19 protein-coding genes are annotated in these 11,988 nt (G+C 32.9%); 13 read left to right on the top strand and 6 right to left on the bottom strand.

The genetic code is table 11. From position 1 onward, the window contains the following. The first annotated feature begins 45 nt into the window (after positions 1-45). Positions 46-711 carry a translation initiation factor IF-6 gene (locus K5790_RS07390; RefSeq protein WP_297593785.1) on the top strand — a complete coding sequence of 222 codons (666 nt, stop codon included), beginning with the start codon at positions 46-48 and terminating at the stop codon, positions 709-711. Here the strand turns inward: K5790_RS07390 and hisS are convergent. Further along, positions 692-1,972 carry a histidine--tRNA ligase gene (gene hisS, locus K5790_RS07385; protein WP_297593784.1) on the bottom strand — a complete coding sequence of 427 codons (1,281 nt, stop codon included), beginning with the start codon at positions 1,970-1,972 and terminating at the stop codon, positions 692-694. The genes K5790_RS07390 and hisS overlap by 20 nt on opposite strands. Positions 1,973-2,060: 88 nt before the next feature. Here hisS and K5790_RS07380 point away from each other — a divergent pair, with 88 nt between their 5' ends. Both K5790_RS07380 and K5790_RS07375 read left to right on the top strand, forming a co-directional pair. Beyond that, positions 2,061-2,357 (top strand): hypothetical protein, encoded by a 297-nt coding sequence (locus K5790_RS07380; protein ID WP_297593783.1) that lies wholly within the window; start codon positions 2,061-2,063, stop codon positions 2,355-2,357. Between the two features lie 153 nt (positions 2,358-2,510). Then, positions 2,511-2,696 carry a hypothetical protein gene (locus K5790_RS07375; protein ID WP_297593782.1) on the top strand — a complete coding sequence of 62 codons (186 nt, stop codon included), beginning with the start codon at positions 2,511-2,513 and terminating at the stop codon, positions 2,694-2,696. 266 nt (positions 2,697-2,962) lie between these two features. Here K5790_RS07375 and K5790_RS07370 read toward each other — a convergent pair whose 3' ends face one another. After that, a complete protein-coding gene (locus K5790_RS07370; protein ID WP_297593781.1) occupies positions 2,963-3,139 on the bottom strand; it encodes a DUF1059 domain-containing protein in 177 nt (58 codons plus the stop codon). Between the two features lie 480 nt (positions 3,140-3,619). Between K5790_RS07370 and K5790_RS07365 the strand changes: the two genes are divergently transcribed. Next, positions 3,620-3,817, top strand: coding sequence for a hypothetical protein (locus K5790_RS07365; RefSeq protein WP_297593780.1), 198 nt, complete (start codon positions 3,620-3,622; stop codon positions 3,815-3,817). A 7-nt stretch (positions 3,818-3,824) separates the two neighbouring features. Here K5790_RS07365 and K5790_RS07360 read toward each other — a convergent pair whose 3' ends face one another. Together K5790_RS07360 and K5790_RS07355 are read right to left on the bottom strand one after the other, a co-directional pair. Then, on the bottom strand, positions 3,825-4,016 hold the full coding sequence (locus tag K5790_RS07360) for a hypothetical protein (protein WP_297593779.1): 192 nt from the start codon (positions 4,014-4,016) through the stop codon (positions 3,825-3,827). A 172-nt stretch (positions 4,017-4,188) separates the two neighbouring features. Beyond that, complete coding sequence (locus K5790_RS07355) at positions 4,189-4,875, bottom strand: PD-(D/E)XK nuclease family protein (protein ID WP_297593778.1); 687 nt, start codon at positions 4,873-4,875, stop codon at positions 4,189-4,191. A 103-nt stretch (positions 4,876-4,978) separates the two neighbouring features. Here K5790_RS07355 and K5790_RS07350 point away from each other — a divergent pair, with 103 nt between their 5' ends. The 6 genes from K5790_RS07350 to K5790_RS07325 all read left to right on the top strand — a co-directional run bounded on the left by K5790_RS07350 (position 4,979) and on the right by K5790_RS07325 (position 7,207). Then, positions 4,979-5,272 carry a hypothetical protein gene (locus K5790_RS07350; RefSeq protein ID WP_297593777.1) on the top strand — a complete coding sequence of 98 codons (294 nt, stop codon included), beginning with the start codon at positions 4,979-4,981 and terminating at the stop codon, positions 5,270-5,272. 252 nt (positions 5,273-5,524) lie between these two features. Beyond that, complete coding sequence (locus K5790_RS07345) at positions 5,525-5,770, top strand: hypothetical protein (RefSeq protein WP_297593776.1); 246 nt, start codon at positions 5,525-5,527, stop codon at positions 5,768-5,770. A gap of 149 nt (positions 5,771-5,919) precedes the next feature. Beyond that, a complete protein-coding gene (locus K5790_RS07340) occupies positions 5,920-6,141 on the top strand; it encodes a hypothetical protein (RefSeq protein ID WP_297593775.1) in 222 nt (73 codons plus the stop codon). 46 nt (positions 6,142-6,187) lie between these two features. After that, on the top strand, positions 6,188-6,328 hold the full coding sequence (locus tag K5790_RS07335; RefSeq protein WP_297593774.1) for a hypothetical protein: 141 nt from the start codon (positions 6,188-6,190) through the stop codon (positions 6,326-6,328). A 43-nt stretch (positions 6,329-6,371) separates the two neighbouring features. After that, positions 6,372-6,929 carry a YkgJ family cysteine cluster protein gene (locus K5790_RS07330; protein WP_297593772.1) on the top strand — a complete coding sequence of 186 codons (558 nt, stop codon included), beginning with the start codon at positions 6,372-6,374 and terminating at the stop codon, positions 6,927-6,929. 59 nt (positions 6,930-6,988) lie between these two features. Continuing rightward, positions 6,989-7,207, top strand: a complete 219-nt coding sequence (locus tag K5790_RS07325) for a hypothetical protein (protein WP_297593770.1) — start codon at positions 6,989-6,991, stop codon at positions 7,205-7,207. A gap of 66 nt (positions 7,208-7,273) precedes the next feature. Here K5790_RS07325 and K5790_RS07320 read toward each other — a convergent pair whose 3' ends face one another. Together K5790_RS07320 and K5790_RS07315 are read right to left on the bottom strand one after the other, a co-directional pair. After that, entirely contained in the window at positions 7,274-8,809 is a 1,536-nt protein-coding gene (locus tag K5790_RS07320) for an ABC transporter substrate-binding protein (RefSeq protein ID WP_297593768.1), read from the bottom strand. Positions 8,810-8,914: 105 nt separating this feature from the next. Continuing rightward, positions 8,915-9,274 (bottom strand): hypothetical protein, encoded by a 360-nt coding sequence (locus K5790_RS07315; RefSeq protein ID WP_297593766.1) that lies wholly within the window; start codon positions 9,272-9,274, stop codon positions 8,915-8,917. Between the two features lie 237 nt (positions 9,275-9,511). Here K5790_RS07315 and K5790_RS07310 point away from each other — a divergent pair, with 237 nt between their 5' ends. The 3 genes from K5790_RS07310 (at position 9,512) to K5790_RS07300 (ending at position 11,821) form a co-directional block, all read left to right on the top strand. Then, positions 9,512-9,649 carry a hypothetical protein gene (locus tag K5790_RS07310; protein WP_297593764.1) on the top strand — a complete coding sequence of 46 codons (138 nt, stop codon included), beginning with the start codon at positions 9,512-9,514 and terminating at the stop codon, positions 9,647-9,649. Next, positions 9,646-10,302: a uracil-DNA glycosylase gene (locus K5790_RS07305; protein WP_297593762.1), complete on the top strand. Its 657-nt coding sequence runs from the start codon at positions 9,646-9,648 to the stop codon at positions 10,300-10,302. Before K5790_RS07310 ends, K5790_RS07305 begins: the two co-directional genes overlap by 4 nt. Positions 10,303-10,366: 64 nt before the next feature. After that, positions 10,367-11,821, top strand: coding sequence for a HAMP domain-containing sensor histidine kinase (locus K5790_RS07300; protein WP_297593760.1), 1,455 nt, complete (start codon positions 10,367-10,369; stop codon positions 11,819-11,821). Positions 11,822-11,988 lie beyond the last annotated feature (167 nt).

Genomic DNA, 11,988 nt, shown 5'->3' with positions numbered 1-11,988 from the left:
GTAATTTCCTTACGTTCATAACGATCAAGGATCAAATTGGTGGATATGGATATTTTCAAGTATGACGTGTATAGAGGTCCAAACCTAGGAGTATACCTTAGTGTAAACGATAGCGTAGTTTTACTTCCAATGGGTTTTGCAAAAACCAAAGCTGAAAAACTTTCAAAATATCTTGAAGTTGATTATATTTACACATCAATGGCAAACACTAGATTGATTGGTGCACTATCTGTAATGAACAACAAAGGAATCTTACTTCCAAAGACAGCATACGAAAATGAATATGAAATTCTAAAACAAGAAACGGATTTAGAGGTTGGAGTTTTAGATTCTAAACTATCTGCACTTGGAAACATTATTTGTGCAAATGACAAAGGAGCAGTAGTGTCACCTTGGTTATCACCACAGGACTGTCAAACCGTTAGAGATGTTTTGGGAGTGGAAGTCATTCAGAAAAAGATTGCAGGTTATAATCAGACAGGAGTAGTAATGGTTGCCAACAATTCAGGTGCTGCAATTCATCCAGAAGCTGATGAGGAAGATATGAAGACATTTGCCAATCTTTTAGGCGTAAAAATAGAGCAGTGTTCAATTAATAACGGAGTTCCATATGTCACATCTGGAATTTTGGTAAATAATCACAGCGTAGTAGTTGGATCATTAACTACTGGCCCTGAGATTATGATGCTAACTAGAGCTTTTCTAAATTAAGAACAGAGTTTGGATCTTCGGTTAGTTTTTCAAGTGAAATAGTTCCTTCAGTTCCATTTTGCATATCTCGCATCACAACATTTCCTTCTTCAAGCTCTTGTGGTCCAACAATAATTGAGATTCTTGCATTGTTTGCAATATCCATCTGTTTTTTTAGATTACGTCCTGCTAAATCAATATCAGTTGGAATGTTGTTTAGTCTTAACAGTGATGCGATAGACATTGCAACTTTTTGCATTTCATCATTTATGTAAAGTACTGCAACTCTGTTTGGTTTTGCTTCTGCAAGAATTTTTTGCTCTTGCATTGTAAGAATTATTCTTTCAACACCACCTGCAACGCCAGCAGCTCCCAAGTCTTCTCTACCAAATGCTTTGGTCAGCGAATCATAACGACCCCCACCTGCAAGTGCACCAAGTGTAGAATTTTTATCAAAAACTTCAAAGACCATTCCAGAATAGTAATCTAATCCTCTTACAATTCCAAAATTAATTCTAATATTTGATACTCCTCTATTCTCAAGGGATTCAAATAATTTCTTTAGATCATCCCAAGATGCAAGTGTTGATGTGTCAAATTGTTTTTCAACTTCTGCTATTGTTCCTTTGATTTGCGAGAACTCTAGAATCTTTTCGAGTTTTTCAGTATCGTATCTGTCTTTAAATTCCTCAATGATTTCTTGTTTTGATTTTTTTGCAATCTTATCTACTGCCCTTAGAATATCCCCTACCAGTTGTGGATCCTTTGAGTCAAATAATTGGTTGATATAAGACTCTACAAGATTTCTGTGATTGATATCAACTGTGATATCTTTGAGTAGTAGTGAATCAAACAGTCTAGATGTTAATTCAATGATTTCGGCCTCTGATTCTAGATTTGCCTTGCCATAGACTTCTATATCCCATTGGTGAAAGTATCGATATCTGCCCTTTTGTGGTTCATCGTATCTAAATACACCTCCAAAACTAGAAATCTTTGCAGGAAGCTTAATTGATTTTTGTGATGAGATGTATCTTGTTAGTCCAACTGTAAAATCAAATCGCAGTGCAACTTCTCTGTCTCCTTTGTCTTTGAAATAATAAATCTCATCTTTGATTGCAGGACCAGACTTTGTTTCCAGAACTGAAAGCAATTCAATTGGGGATGGATCCATAAATGAGAAACCATACAGATTTGATAGTTTCTTAAAGTGGTATCGTATATGCTCAATGTTTGCATTCTCTTGCTCTTCAAAGTCCTTCATTCCTCGAGGTAATTCCAAGTTAATTACTTGAAGAATAGTTGTGATTTAGATATTTCTGTGAGAAATCAATATGAACATACATTAGTGGATTCAATGGATTTAGATTATGATTTCTTTTGAGCACAGAGTCCTAAGTGAATTCAGACTAAAAGTTGCTAAAGTTGATACGCTGGCAAATTCAATAATCAGACACAGAGATCCAAAGAGCCAAGAGGCAAAAGATGCTTCAGAATTTTTAGATGTCCTAGTAAATGAGATTGATAGATTCTATGAGGATAATAGTGATGTTCTATCAAGAAATGGTAAAAGACCACATGCTCGCTCTAGACTTTCAGAATCAAAACAATGGATTGAAAACATAGAAAAGTTCTATGAAAAGAATCCTAAAAGACGTAGAAAATAAAAAAGGAAATTTGGATAATTGTGATTATCCTAAAAGAGATGTAATAAAGTCAAGGAATTTATCGATGAAATTTCCCATGAGCCGTATTGCAAAAATTGTATTTAAGCCCAGATCATCGATAGTCTATATACAATGGAGTCGTAGTTAATCCACATGGTACTTTTATGGATTGGAATAGCAGTAGGAATACTAATTGTTGCTATACTTATTGTAAAGGCAAAAAGAACAGGTTCTAGAGAGGTTGTAGGCATTGATTCGTTTTGCAAAAGATGTGGTACTGAGACTCGAGGTCTTAGATGTCCTAAATGTGAAAAAAAATCCCAATCCTTTGGTGTATAAACGAATTAGGAGACGAGGTATAGTGGAAAACTATGAAACGAATCGTTAGATGTTTCCATCTTTCTTCGTGTTTTCCTATCTATCTGTCAACTTCCTCAAAACAATTCTTTGATTTAGTTGGTATGATAGCGCCTCGTCATACATTATATGGCAAAATGAAATTTAAGTCGATATGATTAGATTCTAAAAATTCATTTAAAATATTTCTATTAATGTGACAAATGTAAAATGAAATGAATTAATTTTATATACAATAAAAAAAGATATTAAATTTCTTTTATCAGGGATTTGATGTTTGAGATATTCTTATCATTTAGTTCAATCTCTTTGTGATCTGCCTTGACATGCTCTGTAACTTTGGCAAGTAATTCATCTTCCGTATTTGCCGTAGCAGACCAACCACAATCCTTGCCTGCGTCTGCACAGCTGATACTTTTAGTCATGATAATGATTGGTAACAATAGTATTTTTATTTTTTTATAACGAGACACATGGAAAACATGACTCTAGGACGTTTTCTCTAACATGAGGTGTTTTCCATACCATCATTTTACTACGCAAAACAACGGCTTTCTCGTTATATCTATTATGTTAAAATGATATTTAACAATGATCTTCAATTCCTAATAGTGGTAACTAGTCATCAAAAGAATCAAAATCTGTGAAATCAGCATACAATCGGATTAATGTTTTTGAATTGTTTTGATTATTTTTAAAAAACAATGGTTGTATCCACATGAGTAGACTAGATTCTCCAATAGTTTCCTAATATACTTGGTTCAATTTTAATAGGTATGAAGTATTGTCATGATTGTCTTACTCCAATTAATAGCAATTCAAAAGAAGAATATTGTAGTTTCTGTAAACGAGATAGAGCAGCAAAAACAGTAAACGCTTAAGTTTAAAATTATTTTAGAAAATTCATGGAAGGTGCAGATATTGCAAAAAGAGATCATCAGAAAAATAAATCAGATATTGTAAATCTGGTCAAAGAGATGTTTAGGCTTGATAAGTGGGGCGATGAAGAATATAAGAAAAAACTACAAGAACTAGTAATAAAAGATGAGCAACTAGTACAAGAAGTAATCAGAAAGATAAAGCTTGAAAAAGGATTAGAGTAGATTAGGATTAGCCAGAATTGATGAATACTTTGGAGTTTGATATGGTTATCATCTCTACTGCATTTATTGACATGTTCTCTTTTTTTGAAATCTCTATCATCTCATCATTATGATTCTCTTTGAGATGTTTTAGGAACTGCTCTTCTTCAATGTCATTTTTTTTAAAATTACAAGTGGGAAATACACAGTTGAAGTTCAATGATATAATTTGAGAAAAGAAGTAAAAAAACTAATATGCTTAAGTTTAGAATTGGATTAAATTTCTAAAATAATCGATGAACTAGATGCTGTAATTAAACAACTAACCAAAATAGATGAAAAGATCAATTAGATTTAGTTTAACAGGAAATGGAAAGGTTAGAAGTAAATTACTACGGCAGTGTATCGTAGAATTTTGTTAATCGCTCAACTAGTGGATCAATGTAATCATCAGTGTTTTTGACAAATTCCATTCTAGTATTTTTCTCACTGCTAACTAAAATCACAACTTGTTTAATCTCAATTCCAGTAATCTCTTTGAACATCTGGGCATATGCAGTTCCTTGAATAAAGTGATCAGTCATCCATTCTTCTTGCTGATTGCTTCTCTTTGTCTTGTAGTCGATAATTGAGAGTTCTCCATCATATTTTGCAATACAGTCAGATGTTCCAGCTAGCTTCATTGCATCACTGTACAATCTAAGCTCAGTCCCATGAATGTCATTTATTTTCTGAATAAAGGGCAAGAGATTGTTAAAATGTGCAACTGATAGTAATCGGTACTGCTCTGTAAATGGAACTCCATTAAGATAGTTCTCAATCATCTCGTGAGTTTGAGTTCCAATCGTTGCTGATTCTTGGGTAATGTAATCAGCTGCTACTTCTTGGATCTTCCAGTTCTCAAGGCTTTGCAATTTTTCAAGCGGCATTGTTTTGTGAAGCATTGTGGTAATTGAAGGGTAGATGTTTCCCTTTGGTGTCTGGTAGTAATGTCCATCTTCTTTTTCGATTAGTCGGGCTGGCTCAAATGGGATTGGGATGTGATTGAACTGGGACATTTCTAAATTTTCTTCATACATGGAATTTTTAACTGCATTGCTAGCCTTGAATTTCGCATCTTTGAAGCAATAATTTTGAATTCAAAATTAAAACCCTTAAGTTGACTGTACGTAAATTCAGATTATGAAAAAATCTCTAGGAGAATATAACATTGAGCAATCATCAACTGCAGATATTAATAATATTAGATGGACAAAGAAGAGACAAAACATCACTTCAAAACCAAAAAAGGCAAAAAAGACTCCACCTCCAACTCGAGTTCCTAAGAAGATCAAAGTAAAAAAACCTGTAAAAACAATTTTCAAAATAAAAGAAAACAATTCTGTAAAATCAAAAGAAGAGACAGGAAAGCAATTTCAAAATGCATCAAAGAAAAAAGGGTTGATAAAACCAGGATTCAAACGTCCAGGTAGATAGAAAATGAAAAGATCTACAATAGGTGTGATAGTTATTGCAATTGCCATAGCTGTATTTTATGGAACAATGAGTTTGCTGTGGCAATTATGAATGATTAAATAGATTGGATAACAGATAAGATTATGGCAAAATGCGCTTATTGTGGTTCAGAATTCAAAGACAATGAGGAGCTATCAAAACATATTGATAAAATTCACAACAATGAAGAGGCCATCGGCACTCAAGGACTCTAGACGAATTTAATTTCCATAAATGAATAATCTCATTATTGTTTCAGTTGTAATTGTAGTAGCTATCGTTGTTGGAATAATGGGAAGTTCAAACTATGACGAGATATACAAAGCCCGAGATCATAGGAATCTACAGATCACCATTGATGATTGTAAAAGACTATTCTCAGAAGGATCAGAACGTGATGAATGTATTGGTAAATCAATTAATACATTTGGCACTGATGAGCAAAAACGGCAATGGGAAATGAGGTATTCTCATCCTTAGAATCTAAATGATAAAATCAATACTAATTAGAGTAATTGGTCTTTCCGTACTTTTAGGCTTTTTAGTTTTAATGGGAATGTATTACCGTTAGATTCTAAACTGCAATATGCTAAAGTTCAAATTCTAATTTAAAGAATACTTGAATATTTATGAATTTTATCACAAAAAAAGTCTTGGAATTTCAATACAAAAAGTTAGAGGATTCTAAAAAGAGATTGAATCAGCATGTAGAAAAAAGAGATTGCTTGATTAATTCAAATTCTGACTCTAAACAAGAGATTGAAAAACTTGAAAAATATATTGGAATTTGGACCAAGAATATTCAAAAAATAGAAAAAGAAATTAAAAAAATCGAAGACAAGGAATCTTAGTTCTAAATTACAAAACTCTTAAGTTCAAAATTAGTGTAGAAAGTTCATGGTTTGCTTTAGATGTGATGGAAAAGGCCATTACAAAAATCAGTTTGGAATAATGGAGAAATGCGAGTCTTGTCAAAAATCAGATATGATTTTTGAGAAGATAAATGCTGAACCCGATGTTAATGAAGAAGGATTGTAAAAATTCTAGAGACTACTTATAGCTAAAATCCAGTTAATGATTTATGACACTAAAAGTAATCCCAGAGAATTCAAATATCGGAGAATTTCCTTGTGACTCTTGTCATACAAACTGCTGTAAAGAATATGTGATATTTCTTAATGCTCATGATATTTACCGACTCTCAGTTGGACTAAATTTGTTACCAAAGAGTTTTCTGCAAATTATTGGTGCAAAGGATTATGATCTTGGAATAAAGGTGAAAGAAGGATTGATAGATCTTGCCTTAAAACAAAAAGATGACGCATGTATATTTCTTGAAGAATCAAAAGATGTTTTCAGATGTACTGTAAATGATTTCAAGCCAAGCGTTTGCAAATCATATCCATTCCAAATGAAAAATGGAAGATTAATCCAGATAGACAGCAAGATGTGTCCTGTAGATTGGGATAGTGGAGAATTTGAAGCTATGATGAGTAAGCATCTCAAAAAAGATGAATATGAATGGAAGTTTTATGATAAACTTGTAGAGGAATGGAATGCAAATAGGAAGGAAAAACCATTATCTTCATTTTTGAAATTTATAATTGATAGAGTATCTTTAGAGTTTGCAGTCTTATGAGAATAAATCATTCTAACTCAAAATCTTTAAGTTAATTATTAATTCAGAATATTTGAATTTTGGAATTTGAAAAAGACATACACGCACTAAGAGAGACATTAGAGGATACAGAAAATAGAATCAAAAAACTACAAGAACATAAAGATTCAGTTACAAAAGAGCTAAAAGACTGTAAATCAAATGATGATTCCACTAATGAGACTTTGAGAAGATTAGAGAAAAATTTGGAGAAACTTCAGAAAAAACGTGAATCAATCATTAAGGAATTAGAAGAATAGTAATTTTAGAACTCAGATTTTAGATGAAGTATTATTGAAAATATAAAATAAAAAGAAGAAAAAGGGTTAGTTTGCAGGAACTACAATACCTTTGTCAATCAATTTGAGTGCAGTATCTGATTTGAGACACATTGCAACTCCATTTGTTGCTTTCATTACAAGGCTAAATCCTTCACGACATTCAATTTCTCCAATGTCAACACCTGCATTCATCTGAGCGCGTGGGGAAATCCATGCAAGCTGCATGTCTTTTGCCTTTTCAATGAAATCTGCTCTAAGTAGTTGTTTTTCCTCAACACTCAAGTCTGCTGCACTTGTGCGAAGCTCTGCCTTGAAGGCCTTCATCTCAGCTAGTCTGTCATGAATGGCAGATCTTCGCTCATCAGAAATTTTAGATTTGACTTTATCAACATGGTTCTTGTACTTCATTTTAAGATCAGATTTTATCTTGTCAGCTTTGTCTCCAAACTTTTCCATGAATTTTGCTTTAATCTCCATTTTCTCCTCATTGGTGAGAGAATCTGCCATAATCATTGCTTTGAGACGTGGAGAAGCATCACTCACTTTATCATGAACCATATCTTTCATGCGTTCCATCATGGATGCCTTTCTCTCTTCAGGTGTCATATCACACCACAAAGATGCCTTTGCTACAAATTCTGCATCAAAGGTAGAGGCAGCCAATTCTGCATCAGTTAGAGCACAATATCTATCATAATCCATATGAGATAATCTATCCTTCATGTGATCTTTGACTTTGTCAATTACAATATCTTTCATGTGGTCTTTGATGTAGGACTTTCTCTCATCAGGTGTCATATCACACCATTTAGAGGCTCGCTCTACAAAATCCATTTCAAATGTTGCAACAGATAATTCAGTGTCAGTCATTGCACAAAATCTATCAAATTCCATTGTTGAGAATCTATCAGTCATATGGTCTCGGACTTTGTCTTTCATGTGATCTTTTACATCACCCATATGATCTTTGATTTTGTCTTTCATGTTTGCAATGTATTCGTCTCTGTATTCTATGATAAAGTCACGTCTTTGGTCTTCATCTAATGAACAATAACGATTCATTTTATCAACACTGTCTGATGTCTTGTCATGTTTTGCTATATAGACTCGCTTGTCCTCATCAGACATTGCACAGTATCTATCTAGCATCTTACGATGATCTTCGTCATATTCTATTTCAGGAAAATGTCTCTCGATAAATTCATCAATTGCATCTTCTCTTTCATCGTCATCTAACTCACAGAACTTCATCAATCTGTCTTTGAATTGAGTTAGTCTTGGATGATCTGCATATAGTTGACGTTTCTCGACATCAGTCATGTCACAGAAAAATTCTAGTCTATCATCAAGATCGTAATGTTTACCATCCCAAATATCATCATCTTCTTCTGTGTCATCATCGTAATCGTCAAAATCATCATATTCTTCTTCTTTTGCTTCAGTGTTTTGAGCATCTACACTTTCGTCTTCCATTGATGTATCATCAATGTCATCATCTGTCTGGGCAAATGCAGAACCTGCAGATAGGCCCATTACCAGAATCAGCGAAAATACAACGCTTAGAAGTTGTTTGTTTTTCATTGCATGCATTTTTGAAATTTGAATATAAAGAATATCGGTCAAGATCATCGTAAGTATTATATCAAATGAGACAATTTTTAGTAAATTTCACGCCTGGAGGCACGATTATATCTCAAAGTTGGCATTCCATGATTTAGACCAGCGTCTAATCACATACACCTTAGTGCCATAGATTGCCCCATCCATTATAATTATAGATATTATAGATAACAGTGGATTCTCACCTAAAATTGCATACTCCCAGTTTATCTCCATCTTCGGTGTAAGTAATTTTTTTGCATACTCTTCATCATCTTCAATGGGATTTAGATTTCCAAAGATTGTACTTAATGTCAATCCTAGCCCAAGTATAATTAGTAGAAACCAACGAAGTTTTTTAATTTTGTAAGCTGAATACAAATCTAGAATTGGAATAAAGCAATAGATTGTCTGTCTAGTCAAACTTACCTTTCCAGTAGATGGCATTATTGATATGTGAAAGTTCTCTCTATTAGACTTAACTTGTGGATAAAAGATAAGTGATTAGTAATTGCTTTTATTGCAAATTATGTCATGGTATCATGTTTACACAAAAAGATAACAAGATAATAGAAGAGTTTGCCAGATGGGCACAATCAATTGGGATTAACCTAGATAGAGATCCTGAGCAGGTGTAGTTTTTGAACACACATTGTATTAAGTAAAAAATCAGAGAGGCAAATCATGAAATACATCGGACAAACAAAACTACTACATGGAACAGTCTTCCATTACATGAATAGTTGTGGAAACATAGAATCTAACTTTGTTGAAGAAGAAAAGAGTATTTTTATTGAGACAAAAAAGCAAAGCATTTGTTGAGATCAATTGAATCTCTAAACAAAAAGATCACAAGATGTAAAAAATGTCCAAGACTTGCAGCGTATATACGAGACGTTGCAAAAAATAAGGTCAGAAGGTTTAGAGATCAAAACTATTACGGCAAACCACTCTCAGGATTTGGTGATGTTAATGCAGAATTACTCATTGTAGGTTTAGCTCCAGCAGCTCATGGAGGAAACAGAACAGGAAGAATGTTTACAGGGGATTCATCTGGTGACTGGGTTGCAAAAGTAATGCACAAAAATGGATTTGCATCAATTCCAACTAGTCAAACTAAAGACGATGGACTTGTGTTAAATAATGCCTACATCACAGCAGCAGTAAGATGTGCCCCACCTCAAAACAAACCATCTAAAGAGGAGATGAAGCAATGTTTTGGATTTCTAGAGCAAGAGCGTAACATTCTAAAAAATATCAAAATAGTACTATGTCTAGGAAGGATTGCCTATGATGCGGCTTGCAAATTATATGGAATCAAGCCTGAAAAGTTTGGTCACAACAAGTTATTCAAATATGACAACATCATGATTCTCACATCGTACCATCCATCAAAGCAAAACACCCAAACAGGTAGGCTCACATGGGCTCAGTGGTCAGCAGTATTTGCAAAAGCCAAGAAGATCATAAAATAATTTCTGTTTTGTCACATTAAGTGTAGAAGAAGTGCTTTAATCCCACAATCTCAAAAAAAATCAAATGAAGACCACATCTGTAATAATAGTTGGATTTATCATATTATTATCTGTGTTTGGAGTCGCAAGTATCATGCAATGGCAATTATCTCAAGATATTGAACATATTTCTCAATATCATAAACATATGAGCATTCCAGTAATCACGTATCTTCAGGAAATCAAATCAGATTATCAAATAATGCATTTTACAGTAATTCAGAGTCTACAAAACGAAATTAAAAATCAAGAACTAGATGCAAAATACCAAAAACAATTAGAAAAACTGTACGTTCATCTTGAAGAGTATAATTCTTTGGCATTTGTAAAAGTTTCAGATATCTTTCTTGCACCACAAATGATGCAAGAACAAATGCGAAATTATGTTGTATTATACAAAAAAGCAATTGAGAATCATGACAAAGTTTACCAACAAGTCAAAAATGAAGAAATTTCAAAAAAAGAGGCCTTTGAGAAGCTTGAATTACTTGAAAAAAACTTCCATCAGATTATAGAAGAAAATACAATTATGGAGATTAAAGGAATTGAAAATATTCAAAATAACATTACAGATATCGAGGAAAAAATTAGAAGTGTCTTTATCGTATCAACAATTTTTGCAATTGTTATTGCAGTAATAGTAGTAATTTTAATCTCAAGATTTGTTTCAAAACCAATCAATGAGTTAATAGATATGACAAATAAAATTTCAAAAGGAGATTTTGTAAGACTTGAAAAGAGACATAGTAATTCTGATGTCAATCAAATTTTAGAATCACTAAACATGATGTCTGAAAACTTGGAAAAATATAAATCAAAAATTCTTAAACAAGAAAAACTATCATCTATTGGAGAGTTATCATCAAGACTTGCACATGATATTAGGAATCCTCTAACTGTAATCAAAGGAACGCTAGATTTTATCAAGATGAAAAACCAGAATTTGACTCGTGAAGATATTGAGAAATTTGATAGAATCGATAATGCAATATATAGAATGACGCATCAAATTGACAATATTTTAGATTTTATCAAAGGAAAGCCATTGAAATTATCAAGTCAGCCGTTACAAGAAATTATCGATTCTGCACTCCTGGATATTTCAAAGCCAGAGAACATTATCATTGAATCAAAGAATACAGATATTGAGATAGAATGTGATGTAGAGGCTATGAAAATTGTTCTGATTAATTTAGTGGTTAATGCAATACAATCAATTGAAAATAATGGAGTAATCATTATTTCTTCAGAAGTAAAAGATGACAAGGTAATTATTACAGTGTATGACAGCGGACCAAAAATTCCCGATTCAGATATTGAAAATATCTTTGAGCCATTATATACAACAAAGCAAGAGGGGACTGGACTTGGACTGGCTAGTTGTAAATCAATAGTTGAACAGCATCACGGAACAATTTCAGCTTATAATAATCCAAAGAGGTTTGTGATTGAATTACCACATATTCCAAAAAAAGACTAGATGTTATAATAAACGGACTTTAAACCATCAAAAGCGCCTACACGTTTCTCAATGGTGGGATCAGAAAATGTTTTGAATATAACCAACACGTAGAAATCATCAGTATGTTCTAAATACTAAATTGCAAAATTATATTCAATTGGAATTGTCACCAAATAACAAATCGT

Source organism: Nitrosopumilus sp. (assembly GCF_025698945.1).
Taxonomy (GTDB): Archaea; Thermoproteota; Nitrososphaeria; order Nitrososphaerales; family Nitrosopumilaceae; genus Nitrosopumilus.
The sequence above is the reverse complement of the archived record's forward strand: the minus strand, read 5'-3'. Positions and strand labels throughout refer to the sequence as shown.

What these genes read in the sequence shown, in the direction of transcription:
- K5790_RS07390 (WP_297593785.1), top strand. Translation starts at nt 46, where the DNA reads ATGGATATTTTCAAGTATGACGTGTATAGAGGTCCAAACCTAGGAGTA.
- K5790_RS07380 (WP_297593783.1), top strand. Translation starts at nt 2,061, where the DNA reads ATGATTTCTTTTGAGCACAGAGTCCTAAGTGAATTCAGACTAAAAGTT.
- K5790_RS07375 (WP_297593782.1), top strand. Translation starts at nt 2,511, where the DNA reads ATGGTACTTTTATGGATTGGAATAGCAGTAGGAATACTAATTGTTGCT.
- K5790_RS07370 (WP_297593781.1), bottom strand. Translation starts at nt 3,139, where the DNA reads ATGACTAAAAGTATCAGCTGTGCAGACGCAGGCAAGGATTGTGGTTGG.
- K5790_RS07365 (WP_297593780.1), top strand. Translation starts at nt 3,620, where the DNA reads ATGGAAGGTGCAGATATTGCAAAAAGAGATCATCAGAAAAATAAATCA.
- K5790_RS07355 (WP_297593778.1), bottom strand. Translation starts at nt 4,875, where the DNA reads ATGTATGAAGAAAATTTAGAAATGTCCCAGTTCAATCACATCCCAATC.
- K5790_RS07350 (WP_297593777.1), top strand. Translation starts at nt 4,979, where the DNA reads ATGAAAAAATCTCTAGGAGAATATAACATTGAGCAATCATCAACTGCA.
- K5790_RS07345 (WP_297593776.1), top strand. Translation starts at nt 5,525, where the DNA reads ATGAATAATCTCATTATTGTTTCAGTTGTAATTGTAGTAGCTATCGTT.
- K5790_RS07340 (WP_297593775.1), top strand. Translation starts at nt 5,920, where the DNA reads ATGAATTTTATCACAAAAAAAGTCTTGGAATTTCAATACAAAAAGTTA.
- K5790_RS07335 (WP_297593774.1), top strand. Translation starts at nt 6,188, where the DNA reads ATGGTTTGCTTTAGATGTGATGGAAAAGGCCATTACAAAAATCAGTTT.
- K5790_RS07330 (WP_297593772.1), top strand. Translation starts at nt 6,372, where the DNA reads ATGACACTAAAAGTAATCCCAGAGAATTCAAATATCGGAGAATTTCCT.
- K5790_RS07320 (WP_297593768.1), bottom strand. Translation starts at nt 8,809, where the DNA reads ATGAAAAACAAACAACTTCTAAGCGTTGTATTTTCGCTGATTCTGGTA.
- K5790_RS07315 (WP_297593766.1), bottom strand. Translation starts at nt 9,274, where the DNA reads ATGCCATCTACTGGAAAGGTAAGTTTGACTAGACAGACAATCTATTGC.
- K5790_RS07310 (WP_297593764.1), top strand. Translation starts at nt 9,512, where the DNA reads ATGAAATACATCGGACAAACAAAACTACTACATGGAACAGTCTTCCAT.
- K5790_RS07300 (WP_297593760.1), top strand. Translation starts at nt 10,367, where the DNA reads ATGAAGACCACATCTGTAATAATAGTTGGATTTATCATATTATTATCT.